The organism is Lacticaseibacillus parahuelsenbergensis, assembly GCF_030770265.1.
Lineage (GTDB): Bacteria > Bacillota > Bacilli > Lactobacillales > Lactobacillaceae > Lacticaseibacillus > Lacticaseibacillus casei.
The window spans coordinates 1,891,153-1,904,869 of the sequence record NZ_CP132482.1 but is presented as its reverse complement, the minus strand read 5'-3'; the positions used below and the strand labels follow the sequence as shown (position 1 = coordinate 1,904,869).

The 13,717-nt window shown below is 44.2% G+C and carries 10 protein-coding genes and 3 pseudogenes; 9 read left to right on the top strand and 4 right to left on the bottom strand.

The window, feature by feature from the left end:
• Positions 1-152: 152 nt before the first annotated feature.
• Positions 153-1,562, top strand: a complete 1,410-nt coding sequence (locus LACPH_RS08980) for a C69 family dipeptidase (protein ID WP_306386710.1) — start codon at positions 153-155, stop codon at positions 1,560-1,562.
• 77 nt (positions 1,563-1,639) lie between these two features.
• Here LACPH_RS08980 and LACPH_RS08975 read toward each other — a convergent pair whose 3' ends face one another.
• Entirely contained in the window at positions 1,640-1,975 is a 336-nt protein-coding gene (locus LACPH_RS08975) for a hypothetical protein (RefSeq protein ID WP_306386709.1), read from the bottom strand.
• A 163-nt stretch (positions 1,976-2,138) separates the two neighbouring features.
• Here LACPH_RS08975 and coaA point away from each other — a divergent pair, with 163 nt between their 5' ends.
• Both coaA and guaA read left to right on the top strand, forming a co-directional pair.
• Positions 2,139-3,065, top strand: coding sequence for a type I pantothenate kinase (gene coaA / locus LACPH_RS08970; RefSeq protein WP_306386708.1), 927 nt, complete (start codon positions 2,139-2,141; stop codon positions 3,063-3,065).
• Between the two features lie 179 nt (positions 3,066-3,244).
• Positions 3,245-4,798, top strand: a complete 1,554-nt coding sequence (gene guaA / locus LACPH_RS08965) for a glutamine-hydrolyzing GMP synthase (RefSeq protein ID WP_087912442.1) — start codon at positions 3,245-3,247, stop codon at positions 4,796-4,798.
• Positions 4,799-5,062: 264 nt separating this feature from the next.
• On the opposite strand, the gene LACPH_RS08960 is transcribed toward guaA, so the two are convergent.
• Entirely contained in the window at positions 5,063-5,839 is a 777-nt protein-coding gene (locus LACPH_RS08960) for an MvaI/BcnI family restriction endonuclease (RefSeq protein WP_306386707.1), read from the bottom strand.
• A gap of 2 nt (positions 5,840-5,841) precedes the next feature.
• Positions 5,842-6,165, bottom strand: a complete 324-nt coding sequence (locus LACPH_RS08955; RefSeq protein WP_306386706.1) for a helix-turn-helix domain-containing protein — start codon at positions 6,163-6,165, stop codon at positions 5,842-5,844.
• A gap of 78 nt (positions 6,166-6,243) precedes the next feature.
• On the opposite strand from LACPH_RS08955, the gene LACPH_RS08950 reads away from it, so the two are divergent.
• Both LACPH_RS08950 and LACPH_RS08945 read left to right on the top strand, forming a co-directional pair.
• On the top strand, positions 6,244-7,587 hold the full coding sequence (locus LACPH_RS08950) for a DNA methyltransferase (RefSeq protein ID WP_306387696.1): 1,344 nt from the start codon (positions 6,244-6,246) through the stop codon (positions 7,585-7,587).
• 302 nt (positions 7,588-7,889) lie between these two features.
• Positions 7,890-9,344 (top strand): annotated as a pseudogene (locus tag LACPH_RS08945) (IS1182 family transposase).
• A 200-nt stretch (positions 9,345-9,544) separates the two neighbouring features.
• Here the strand turns inward: LACPH_RS08945 and LACPH_RS08940 are convergent.
• Complete coding sequence (locus LACPH_RS08940) at positions 9,545-9,889, bottom strand: transposase (protein ID WP_306386705.1); 345 nt, start codon at positions 9,887-9,889, stop codon at positions 9,545-9,547.
• 312 nt (positions 9,890-10,201) lie between these two features.
• Between LACPH_RS08940 and LACPH_RS14305 the strand changes: the two are divergent.
• The 4 genes and pseudogenes from LACPH_RS14305 to LACPH_RS08915 all read left to right on the top strand — a co-directional run.
• A pseudogene (locus tag LACPH_RS14305) lies at positions 10,202-10,384 on the top strand (hypothetical protein); the annotation flags it as partial.
• A gap of 3 nt (positions 10,385-10,387) precedes the next feature.
• Entirely contained in the window at positions 10,388-10,714 is a 327-nt protein-coding gene (tnpB, locus tag LACPH_RS14300; protein ID WP_370531199.1) for an IS66 family insertion sequence element accessory protein TnpB, read from the top strand.
• Between the two features lie 379 nt (positions 10,715-11,093).
• Positions 11,094-12,292, top strand: a pseudogene (gene tnpC, locus LACPH_RS08925) (IS66 family transposase).
• A 449-nt stretch (positions 12,293-12,741) separates the two neighbouring features.
• Positions 12,742-13,689, top strand: a complete 948-nt coding sequence (locus LACPH_RS08915) for a DUF6731 family protein (protein WP_306386702.1) — start codon at positions 12,742-12,744, stop codon at positions 13,687-13,689.
• Positions 13,690-13,717: the final 28 nt, after the last annotated feature.

Below are 13,717 nucleotides of genomic sequence, written 5' to 3'. Positions count from 1 at the left end.
GTTCTGAGAAAAATCATCTCAAACAGGCGATTTTGTTTACCTAGGTTTCCTGCCAACTATTGGCAAACCCGTTTTTGCGCGGTAAAGTTAACTTTAAATCAAGCCTGAGGGCGTTGTGCAGGCGAGACTATTTTGAAAGAAGGACGATTATTTTGGCAAAACGTTATGTCGGCTCGTGTACCACGGTGTTAGTAGGTAAAAAAGCTTCGATTGACGGCTCGACGATTATTGCGCGTAACGAAGACGGCGAATCACCGTTGCATCCGCAAAAGTTTGTCTATGTCAAACCTGAAGATCAGCCGCGTCAGTATCATTCCGTGCTTAGCAAGTTTTCGATTGACCTGCCTGCTGATCCGTTGGGCTATACGTCCACACCGGAAGCCGAAGATGGCCACGGCATTTGGGCCGCTGCCGGGATTAATAGCGACAATGTGGCGATGACGTCGACCGAGACGATCACGACCAATAGCCGGATTCTGGGCGTTGATCCGTTGGTACCGGCTGGAATTGGCGAAGAAGACATGCCGACCATCGTATTGCCGTACATTCATAGCGCACGCGAAGGCGTTCAGCGCTTGGGCAGTCTTCTTCAGCAATATGGCACCTATGAAAGCAATGGCATCGCGTTTGCTGACAAGGATGAAGTCTGGTACTTCGAAAGCATCGGCGGCCATCACTGGGCAGCAATTCGGATTCCGGACGACGCCTACGTGATCGCTCCGAACCGCTTCAACATCACCGATTTCGATTTTACCAGCGATGACACGATGAGCAGCGCGGATTTGCGTGACTTGATCGAGACGTATCACCTCAATCCGGACGCGGAAGGCTACAATTTGCGGCACATTTTCGGCTCAGCCACCATCAAAGACACCCGCTACAACAATCCGCGGGCATGGTACGGCCAAAAGTATTTCAATCCGGAATTTGATACCACCCCGATCGATCAGGACCTGCCGTTCATCTGCCGCACCTCCAAAAAGATCAGCATCGAGGACGTGAAGTTTGTCGAAAGCTCACATTACGAAAACACGCCTTACGATGTTTACGGCACGACCGGCACGCCGGCGCAGAAAAAGCTGTATCGGCCGATCGGTATTAACCGCAATCAGGAACTCCACATTTTGCAGATTCGCAATGACGTGCCAGCTGCAGTCGCCGGCATTCACTGGCTCGCATTCGGCCCCAACACATTCAATGCCGTTGTGCCGTTTTATGCCAACGTGAATGACACACCGGCGGCTTATCGCGACACCGGGGATCACTTTGATGTTTCCAAAATGTACTGGCTGAGCAACCTGCTGGCAACGTTTGGCGATTACGACTTCTCTTTGTTCAAGGATCAGGAAGACGTCTTTGAACAAAAGACCGTTGCGGCTTGTCGCCATCTGCAACTGCAAACCGACAAGCAAGTTCAGGATGCCAAAAACATCCGCGAACACCTGACCACAGCAAACGAACAAATGGCTGATTTGGCCATGGCTAACAGCAACGAGCTACTGGGACAAATGGTCGCAGCTGCGGCACCGAAGATGAAGTTGCAGTTTACCTTGCACGATTAATGATTGGCAGCAAAAAAGCGCTCGGGTTCGGGCGCTTTTTGTTTGGAGATTGAATGATTAGCAAAATTGGAGATGTATCAAAGTTTTTGATAAGGCATTTCTGCTTCGATTTTAGCGAGGCGCTGGCGTCGATAGTCCATAAAATCGATGACAGCACGGCCAGCTGGGATACCGCCTGATGCTAAGAGTAGCAATCCGCCAAACAGGGCCACTGGATTAAGGGAATCCGTCAGTAATTGAAGCAAAAGCCAAATGCCAGCACCAGCAAAAACTCCACTGACTGCAAGCGTTAGTAAAAAACGAAACCAGTTAAACTTAGTCGACGCTTCAAGGTTAAATTCTGGCCTAAAAATCGGTATGAAAATCGACTCGAGAACAACTTCTGGAATAAGCGACAAAAGAGATTCAAACATAGCAACCCTCCGATGGTGGTGAGTACACGATGGTAAGCGGTATGAACTGATTGCTCTCATTGTGCACAACCTTTTCCCAGCTGTCAAGCAAAACCGATTGGTCGAAATAACCGGTCGTTTCTATGCTAAAATAAAACCATTAAACGCAAGGACACGGTAAGTTATGCAATCCGAAATGAATTTTTATAAGTTTGATCGGGCAGAATGGTCCCAGTTTCACTCGCAAAATTTTACCAGCGTGACCGATGCCGAGCTGGCACAGTTACGTTCACTGAACGATGAAATCAGTCTTGATGATGTTAAAACCATTTATTCACCATTGCGCCACCTGATTCATATTCGCTATGAGGATTACCAAGGCGATATGTTTACCTTGAGCCGATTTTTGGGGATGCAACGCAATCCGCACACGCCGTTTATTATCGGTATCGCCGGTTCGGTGGCAGTCGGAAAAAGCACGACTGCCCGCTTGCTACAGTTGTTACTGAGCCGGGCGTATCCAGACAAGCGCGTCCAGCAAATCACCACGGATGGTTTCCTCTATCCCAATGCCGAACTAGAACGACGCGGCATTTTGGATCGAAAAGGGTTTCCCGAAAGCTACGATATGCAGCTGCTGATTCACTTTATGAACAACGTCAAAAATGCTAGCGGCGTGGTGCGGGCCCCGAAATATAGTCACCAGATATACGATATTGTGCCTAACGAGTACGAGGTTATTGACCGGCCGGATATTCTCATTGTGGAAGGCATCAATGTCTTGCAGCTGCCAAGTAAGCAACCGATTTATGTCAGTGATTACTTTGACTTTTCCATCTATGTCGACGCCGACCCAACCTTGATTGAACAGTGGTATCTGGAGCGCTTCGGCATTTTGTTGGACACGGCCTTCACGGATCCGAGCAATTACTACTATCAATATGCCATCGGGAATCGCAAAGACGCTTTTGACATGGCACGGAAGGTTTGGCGGGATGTCAACCTTAAGAACCTGAATGAATACATCCTGCCCACTAAAAATCGGGCGGACATCATTTTGCATAAAACGACCGGCCACAAAATCGATCAAGTCGCATTACGAAAATGGTAATGGTGGGCGCATGCTTTTTTTCAAAAAACGGGAACAACTTGCCAGACAATCTGGCTTTAACTCGATCAATCACGCGGCGGCTTCGCAATTTCTTAGATGAGAGGCTTCTCACTCACGATTGACCAGCTTATGAAAACTCTGTAAAATTAGTGCATTCAAACAAGGGAGTGTGGCGGACTGTGGCAAATGACCAGAACAAGGATTACGACAAGATCATCGTCCTCGATTATGGCAGTCAATATAATCAGTTAATCACCCGGCGAATCCGGGAATTTGGTATCTACTCTGAATTAAAGCCTCATACCATCACGGCGGCAGAAGTTAAAGAAATTGCGCCAAAAGGGATTATCTTCTCAGGCGGCCCCAACAGTGTGTATGACAAAGGCGCGCTTGGCGTTGACGAAGACATCTTTAAACTCGGCATCCCGATTCTGGGCGTCTGTTATGGCATGCAGCTAATGGCACAGCGGCTCGGCGGGGATGTTGAACCGGCCGACAACCGCGAATACGGCAAGGCCGACATTGAAGTGACCGACGACAGCGCCAAGCTATTCCGTGACCTGCCAAAAGATCAAACCGTCTGGATGAGCCATGGCGACTTGGTGACCCGTGTACCAGATGGCTTCCGTAGCACGGCCACTAGCGTTAATTGCCCGATCAGCGCTATGGATGACGACGACCGCAAATTCTACGGTATCCAGTTCCACGCCGAAGTGCAAAACACCCAGTACGGCCACGAGATTCTGCATCATTTTGCCTTCGACGTCTGCCATGCCGAAGCCAACTGGAGCATGGACGATTTCATCACCAAGCAAATCGCCAAAATCCGGGCCGAAGTCGGCGACAAACGCGTTCTGCTCGGCCTCTCCGGCGGGGTTGATTCGTCAGTTGTCGGCGTTCTGCTGCACAAAGCAATCGGCAAGCAATTGACCAGCATTTTCGTGGATCACGGTCTACTTCGTAAAGGCGAAGCAGAACAGGTCATGGACAGCCTCAAAGGCAAGTTTGGCCTCAACATCATCAAAGTTGATGCCAAGGATCGTTTCCTCAATGATCTAAAAGGCGTCACCGATCCCGAAAAGAAACGCAAAATCATCGGCCGCGACTTTATCGAAGTCTTCAATGAAGAAGCCGCCAAACTCAACGGCATCGAATTCCTCGCCCAAGGCACGCTCTACACCGACGTCGTGGAATCCGGTACCGACACTGCCCAAACGATCAAGTCCCATCACAACGTCGGCGGCCTACCAAAAGACCTCAAGTTCAAGCTTATCGAACCTTTGAACAAACTCTTTAAGGATGAAGTCCGCGAACTCGGTGAAAAGCTTGGTATGCCCCACGCACTAGTATGGCGCCAACCATTCCCAGGTCCGGGCCTCGGCATCCGTGTTATTGGCGAAGTCACCGAAGACAAGTTGGAAATCGTCCGCGATTCCGATTATATCTTACGGGAAGAAATCGCTAAGCATGGCTTGGATAAGGATATTTGGCAGTACTTCACGGTGTTACCAGGCTTCCGCTCCGTCGGCGTCATGGGCGACGGCCGAACCTACGACTACACCATCGGCATTCGCGCCATCACCTCCATCGACGGGATGACCGCCGACTTCGCCCGAATCGATTGGGATGTGTTACAGGAGATCTCAAGCCGGATTGTTAATGAGGTGAAGCACGTTAATCGGGTTGTGTATGATATTACGTCGAAGCCGCCGGCAACGATTGAGTGGGAGTAGACGAAAGACTATTCCATTTTCTTATAAAAAAAGAATTCAAGGCAGAGGCGCTTTGAATTCTTTTTTATAAATTTGCAGATAAGTACAACCAAGAATCATATTACCCTTAAGTTAAAAGTTTGGATACTGTTGCGACAAACTTTTGACAAGAACGAAATGTGAGGGTTTGCGTAATGTAAAAATAAGATCTACATCGGCCGTGAATTACTTTCACTTCACAGATCATCAAGGGTAAAAAGAAAAGCAGTTATTCTGATTCAGTTACTATCTCAGTGTTTTTGTAGTAGCGTAAAATAGTAAATCATCATACTTGATCCTGAAGGCGGTACCGTGGTCATGCGTTTTTCCTTTATTTTTACCTTTATGGTAAACGCCAAGCCGGAGATCAATGAATAGCTTATTATCCGAAAGCGCATTTAGCAATTGGCTTAAAGATAAATCCCGGACAATCTTAATAGCATCGTAAGAGTAAAACGTCTGGTCATTTACATGCTTTGTTGATGTCATAATAATTGCCAATGTTTTTAGCTTCTTTTTCAGTGATTTTTCCAACACTGCGTATGACCATTCAGCAGTGAAATCATCTTTGATTAAAACTTTATTGCTTGTGTAAACACGCAATTTAAGAGCTTTTTCAGTTTTGTCATCTTCTATTTGGAAATAGCGATTGGATTTAGCGTTAAATTGTAACTTGGACGACACAGAAGTGTGCAGAATTTTTTGCTCACCCTCTAAATCAAAGTAGCCATATGCCTGTCTCAGCAGTGTGTTGATGCCTCGAGGCACATTTGGAGATTTTGTAAATAAAGTGATGTAATTATTAGCGACTTTGTCGTGAGCTTTTAGTTCTATTTGGTGGAAATCTGGCAAAGGTAAATTATCCTCTTCTTTCCCTAGTAGGTCCTCAAAGGTTTTGCCAATGCCAGTTGGACCGTTACGGTGGCTCTTGTACCAGACCTTATTGTCACCTAAATCAAATCCAGTCTTGTGGAGATTAATGCTATTTAATTTTTTTTGAAGTAATTCAATGTTGCTTAACATAATTATTCACTTTCTTCCGTAGACTTGAGTTGTTGAATAAATTGCTTATAGTAGCTATTGGTTGCCAAAGGAAAAACTTGCTTGAAAGCTTCAAAGTCATTGATTGGATGTAACAAACTGTCGACAGGTGTTTTTAACAACTGAGACAATTTCCATAAATGATACAGGTTATAGTGCTTGTCGGTTTGTCTTGAAGTCACTTGTTTAATGAAGTTTTCCGAGACACCTAGGTAACTAGCAAGTTGTTCATGATTCAGCCCCATTTTCCTTTCGTAATACCTTACAGCCTCGCTCACGTAAGCGTTAAAGCCTCGAATATTTTCCAAAAGTCTTTCATCACCTTTCCGTGTACAAGTCTAATTGTAAACGAAAACAAATAGGTTTATGTTTACCTATAGGTAAACATAAACCTAACAAAAAGGAAGGAATATAACATGCAAAATGTTGACAGCGAACTAGTTAAATATTTGACAAAGAAAATTAATTCAAAAAATGATTTTCTTGATTTTAGAACAGAAGATACAAATTATGCTACACATAGATATCATGACTATCCAGCAACGATGATTCCTCAATTGCCAAAATTATTTATAGAGGCTGTGGAAAAATTTAAAAAAGTTGAAAATGTGTACGATCCTTTTTCGGGATCTGGAACAACTTTAGTTGAGGCGAGATTGCATGGACTAAATTCAGTCGGTGTAGATCTTAATCCTCTAGCTGTTCTAATAGCCGGTGTAAAAACAAGAATACTTAATACCAATGAAATTGAACGTGTTAAGAAAAAGTTATACAGTAACATTTCTATTGAGTCGAAATTGTTCAAAGAGGGAAGGCAAAGAGTATCTATTCCAACTTTCAAAAATATCGGCTATTGGTTTAAGGATTACGTAATCGTTGATTTGCAAATTATAAAACAACAAATATTGAAAATTAAATCTGAAGATCTTAGAGATTTTTTCCTTCTAGCTTTCAGTGCGACAACTAGATATGTTTCTAACACAAGAAACAACGAATTTAAGATGTACAGAATGTCTCCCGATAAGTTGGAAGAATGGAATCCTGATGTTATAAGTGTTTTTAAAAAAATTCTAGAAAGAAATATTGAATATAACAAAGACTCTCCTAAAATGGAGGGCAACGTAAAAGTCATTTTAGGATCGTCAGCGTCTGTTCCCGAGATTTCAGACAATTCCTTTGATCTCTTAATTACTTCGCCTCCGTATGGTGATTCGAAAACTACAGTAGCATACGGACAATTCTCAAGAACCAGTTTACAATGGCTCGATTTAGATGTAATGAGAGCCAATTTGGTTCCAAAGCTTGATAGCAAATTACTCGGTGGTAGGGTAACTTCTAAGGTCTTACATCGGACTGGATCCGAGAAGTTAAACGAGCAGTTGGAAAAAATTGCTAAAGTTGACATGAAGCGAGCTTTAGAGGTATCGCAATTTTACCAAGACCTTTATGACACCTTGAAAGAAATTGATCGCGTTATGAAACCGGGATCTTATCAATTCTGGGTAACTGCTAATAGAACGGTAAAAGGTATAAAATTGACAACGGATGAGATCATTAGCGAATTATACGCTACAATGGGAGTAAAAAAAATTGCTGAATTTAGCAGAAATATTCCTAATAAAAGGATGCCTTCTAAGAACAGCCCAACGAATATTAAGGGTGATGTTGTTACAACAATGAACAGAGAAAATATAGTCATATATAAAACTGGTATAAGAAAAAATGGGTAAAAACGCGCTTTAATACAGGAAAATGTCGATGATATTTTACATGTCTGTTAATGGTAGCTGATCCCAAGTTATTCGCAGAATTGAAATATTCTATTTCAAGGTGAAAAAAGACCAACAATCTCGCGTTACTTCTGGTCGGACTTTATTTCCAAACACCTTTTTCACTATTTTGGGGCATACAAATAAAACAGGCTTTTTTTTGAGGCTGCTGAAAAACTCAATAAAGGCAGCCATCATATCAGTCAAGAAAAGCTGAGATGATGCCTGTCTTTTCATATAATTTGGCTAACGAGGTGAGGAAAATGCTTAAACATCAATCTGAACTACCCCTAAGCCCCTATTCCGCTTTATATGACATTTTGATTCCCCAAGATGATGAACTTCGGCGGCTCAATGAGTTAGTCGACTTTTCATTTGTTTATCGTGAGCTGGTGGACAACTACAGTCTTGGCGAAGGCCGGACTGCCGTTGATCCGGTGCAGATGTTTAAGTATCTTTACCTCAAAGTGCGCTTTAACCTCTCAGATCGAGATTTGGTGAGCCGCGCCAAAACCGACATGGCGATGAAATTTTTCCTTGGCCTTAATCCGGAAGACCCCGTGATCAGTCCTAGTCTGCTCACGAAGTTTCGCCGTCAGCGCTTAAAGAATGTGGATCTGCTTAATATCCTGCTCACCAAGACGGTTCAGCTCGCGATCGAGAAGGGTGTGCTTACCGATAAAACTATTATTGTCGATGCCACGCACACTGCTGCCAGATTCAACCAAAAGTCGGCTGTAGAGACCTTGCGGGACGGCTCTAGGCTCCTGAGAAAGCGGCTATACAAGGCAAATCCGGCCATCAAAGCCCAATTACCTCAGAAAAATACCGTGAATGATCTAGACGCAGAGAAACAATATACCGCGGATCTGATCAAAACCGTCAAAGCACATCCTGAAGTTAGCGCGATTCAAGGTGTCCCCGAAGCACTCCACAATCTCCAAGAGAAGCAGGAAGATATTCAAGAAGCCGGCCGCTATTCTGCCGACAAAGACGCCAAGGTCGGGCATAAATCGACAACGACCGCTTTTTTTGGTTATAAAACACATTTGGCCATGACGACTGAGCGCATTATTACCGCCGCGGTCGTCACCACCGGCGAAAAAGGTGATGGCCAGTTTCTAGAAACTTTAGTTGATCAAAGCCGGGCCAACGGTGTGACGGTTAAAAACGTTGTCGGTGATACCGCCTACTCTGGAAAAGAAAATCTCAAGCTCGCCAAGCACCATGACTTCCAGTTATATTCAAAGCTTCATCCGATCATTTCAAATGGCTACAGAACACCAGAGCAGATGTGGGACTTTAATAAAGATGCCGGTATGTTCGTTTGTCCCGCCGGTTTTATGGCAAAGCGGGTCGCACGAACCGGTACGATGCCTGGTCGTAATCAAAGTAGAACTTATTACTTCGATGTGAGCAACTGTCAAGTATGTCCGCAACGCCAAGGCTGTTACAAGCCCGGCGCAAAAACAAAAACTTACAGTGTTTCGATCAAATCCCAAGAGCATCAAGAACAGATGGCCTTCCAAGCAACCTAAGCCTTTCAAGATACCGCCAAGTTGCGGTATCGGATTGAAGCGAAGAATGTCGAACTCAAAACCAAACATGGCTATCGACAAAGCTGGTCGAATAACATCGAGGCCATGACGCTCCAAGGGGCCATCACGCTCTTTTATGCCAATATGGAGCGAATCATGAAACTAATGGGACAAAAGTAAGGGGTAAAAGCCTTTGAAATGACAAAAATCCGGAAATATCTGACACAAAATCAGATTTTTCTGGATTTTTTTATAACACACAGTTGAGAAAAGACTACTTTTTCAGCAGCCTCCTTTTTTTTACGTCTATCAGATCCAGCTATTCAGTTACTTCATCAATAGCAAAAGCTTCTGGCTACGTTCTAACAAACCCAAACCAGTTACGAATGCCATAATTGGAGGCTAAATGAAGACAGACTTCGCCGGCATGACGCGTTACGCGTCCGGTAATATGGGAATAAGTGGAACCGCAAAGTGTCAATCGTGATGCGCGGATTTTCGGGTATCAAACACACTTCGAACAGCTGGATCAGCCTATAGGCAATACCGCTGATCAACGCCTGAGCAGTATTGCGCACAAAGGTTGAACTATCGGTTTGATCAAAACCGAAGCTGCCCTTGAGTTCTTTGGTGTCGTTTTCAACGTTACTGCGGCACCGATAGGCTGTGAATAACAGGTTGCGAGACTCTCGACCATATTGGTAACTAAGAAAGTGTGCGTCCATAATAATTCGCCAGCAGTACATTCCGAACGCATGACCACCCGATAGTGATCTTTCCAAAAGGCTGCCTGATAATCAGGCTCATGATAGACGACATGGTCCGCTTCATCATCAATCGGCACTGAAGCAATCACCTCGTTGCCCATTTTTTTGAGCCGCTGGGTGGCTTTTAACCTGCATTCCCGTAACACCTGACCAGATAAAAGCTGATAATCCTTGATATATCAACTGATTGTAAGCTTTTTTTGCGTAAGCGTTACATAGCACCGTACCTGTAATCGCTGAGATCCTCCATTTATACTTAGTTTATCAAGAATATTGGAGTATTTTTATGACCCAAACCAACGATATGATGCCTCGGTTGTCGTCAAGCCAAAACTTGGCGCCAAAGTTAAATTAAAAGAAGCCGAGGTGCTTTTTTACAACGGCATTGATAAGGTGATGGCACGCATTATTCTGCAGGAGTTGATAGCCCATGATTCCCGACCTGTCAAAGCTAATATCTACATTGTTTGTGGTCGAACTGACTTACGCAAAGACATTGACGGTCTGGCGGCGTTGGTCACAGAAGAGTACAAAATGATTGTGGTTGACAATGCGCTGTTCATTTTTTGCGGTACCCGTAAAGATCGTTTCAAAGCGCTGTACTGGACCAAAAGCGGTTTTCTCCTTTTGTACAAACGCTTTGAAAATGGTTATATGCAATGGCCACGTGATCATACTGAAATTCGCCAACTGAATTTTCGGCAGATGTCGCGGTTAGTCAACGGTTTAGTCATCGAAGAGTACCGCACGATTCAGCCCATAACACCGGGTCATGGGTACTAATCCGGCTTTAGTTTAGAAAGCCTTTTCCTGAAATTAGAGAAAAGGCTTTCTTTTCATTTCACCGCTTGAAATATTTTTTTCAATCCTTGGAACGGAGGACGCAAAATGCCCGTCGAAGCAGTCATTACACAAACAAAGTATGACTAGCTCAAGCAAGAAAATGCACTGCTTCGCGAAGAGCTTGCGTTTCTAAAGCATCGTCTTTTTGGAGTTAAGCGTGAAAACCTGACTAACGCCCAAGTTGACCTCTTCGATCAAACCGAATCGCCACAAGAAACAAAAGGGTAAGAAGGCCCTGGAGTTAGCGCAATACCCTCAAGTTCCGGTGCATCGTGAGCTGAACGGTGAGGCCCGACAGTGTCCACATTGTGCAGCCGAAATGTGTGATATTTGCACCATGATTACCAGCCGTGAACCCGTTAGAATTCCGGAATACTTCGAGGTGCACGTTTACTATCAGCACGCCTATGAGTGCCGTCAGTGTACAAATCAATTGGATCACAGCGTGATTAAAAAAGCCGCAGAGGCACAACCGTTGATTCCTGATAGTTTTGCTTCACCAAGTATTCTCACTCAGACGATGATCGAGAAGTATCGCAAAGAAGTTCCCATTTACCGCAAGGAAAAAGACTGGGAAGAAGCCGGACTGCGCCTGACACGCCAACAGATTACCAACTGGCATATCTTGGCTTGCGACTATGGACTGGCGAGTCTTTATGAGCTGATGCATCAAGCGCTGCTCAAACAGGACGTGGTTCACGCCGATGAAACCAGCTATCGGGTCTTAGAAAGTGAAAAGGTAAAGACCTATTACTGGGTCTTCGCTTCCAGGCACGCAGAAGATAAGCAGATCATTCTGTACGAGCACGCCAATTCTCGTGGTGCTGAGATCCCGCAGCACTTTCTTAACGGTTATACCCATTATCTTCAAACTGACGGTTATCAAGTGTATGAGAAATTTGATTAAGTCACACGGGTGGCTTGTCTTTCCCATATCCGCCGTAAGTTTTTTTGGGGGAATGTGGCGACAGAGCACAACAAAGAGTCAAGCCAAGAAAGGGGTTGCTACTGCGACCGTATGTTCAAGCTGGAGCGGAATTGGAAACTGCTCACGCCGGAACAGCGCTATGAAAAGCGGCAGGCCAAACTAAAAGAAGAGCTATCCAAGTTCTTTACATGGTGCGAAACCCTCCAAGTTTTACCGCAATCCAAACTTGGCCGTATATACTCAGTCAACGTGAAGCCATGGAAAATGTTTTATTGGACGGCTGTTTGAAACTATCAAATAACTCCGTTGAGCGCGCCATCAAAGAGCTCGTGATTGGCCGAAAGAACTGGCTGTTTTCTAAAAGCTTCAAAGGAACGCGGTCAAGCGGGATTATTTTGAGTGTCATACGTTCGGCCGAGGCCAAAGGACTCGACTGCCGAAAATATCCTGAATACCTATTTACTGAATTACCCAACCTCCCTGTTCCTGACAATTCTAAGGCGCTACAGGATTATTTACCATGGTCGCCGCAGGTTCAGAAAAACTATTCACGTAGAACGGCAGAAAACAACGACTCCGGTATTCCTTAACAGCATAAGAGACATCGGAGCCGTTTTAAATGTACTGCACAATCGTACGCTTACCGAGAAACTAAAGACAATGAATAGTCCAAGAGATTAAAAGCCTTCCAGTCGCTGAAGCAAGCAGCATTTGGAAGGCTTCTGTAAATGGGTGATGGTTCCCCCGTTGGCTTAAGCGTGCGTCGATTAACATACCGGAACAAAGTGACATGACAGGGTTTCGTTGAAAATAAAAAGTCGTTTTAAGCCTGCCAAGGATCGCGATATACGGCCGAAATAAAGCGACTTCTGATTGCGGGAATAAAGTGCCGCGGGCCGTGTTAGACTCTTACCAGTTGATCATCGAATATACGTTCGTATATAATACTCGTACACCTAATATTGTTTGTTGGTGAAAGGACCTACCCACCATTATTTTTGTTATACTAAGATAACAACAATATTTGGAGGATGCAGCTATGGCAGATATTAAACAGTCAGTGCGTTTTGATTTTTTTGTACCATACAGCGAAGATGACGAGGGTAATGAATTCTTTGTTGACTTAACCGATTTGTTAAATGACATTCACAACTTAAAGGGAAATGACAGAATCGGGCATTACTTTGGTACACCGGTACGTATGGATTCTATACATGTAATGCCGCAAAACCCGGACATAACTTATTTTCATATGGTTAGAATGCGAGATGAAGGATTAGCGTCAACGAAACAGGACACTGAAAAAATGACCGATATAGTGTTAGATTCTGATGATTATATTGCGGAGGATATTAGCGGCTTTTTTGATGCTAAGACGTGCGCTGTTATGCTTCAGCGAAATAGTCATTCCCTTTCAATTTCGGGCGTTCGGGAGTATCTGAAGCAAAAATATGAGGAAAAACACACTAATGATAACCTTCTACTCTCCTTTAGACCCGTACCTGACTTGGATATTATTAAGAAAGTGAAGAAAGTTACGAATTTTCGCCGACTGCAGTTAAAGTTTGCATCTAGCCAAGTTACAAACTTTGATCAGGGCTTTTCGAAAGTGCTTGGACAATTTTCGGAGCTGTTTTCCAAGGCAGGTGGCTCTCAGATGGATCTCCTACTTTCCTCTAGTCGGGGAGAGCCTGATTTAAAAAGGGAAGAGATGTTATCTCTGATTTCAGAAATTCAGAACAACCAAACTATTTTGTCATCTGCCGTTTTTGCTGGCAAAGAAGGTGACGCTCCTATAGAACTGTATGATCTTTTGAATGGGAAACTCCAAACTTACTCCAAGTTCTCCATCTCAAAAATTGTTGAAGGTCAGCAAAAAAAATACCATCTTAATCAAGAGGCTGTTGAAGAAGAAATGTATAGAATATACGTGACTATTGATAAGTATCAAGATAAGGTGATTAAGAACTTGAAATGGAATATGTAGCCAGTTTAGAACCTAGGAGGGATTCCAA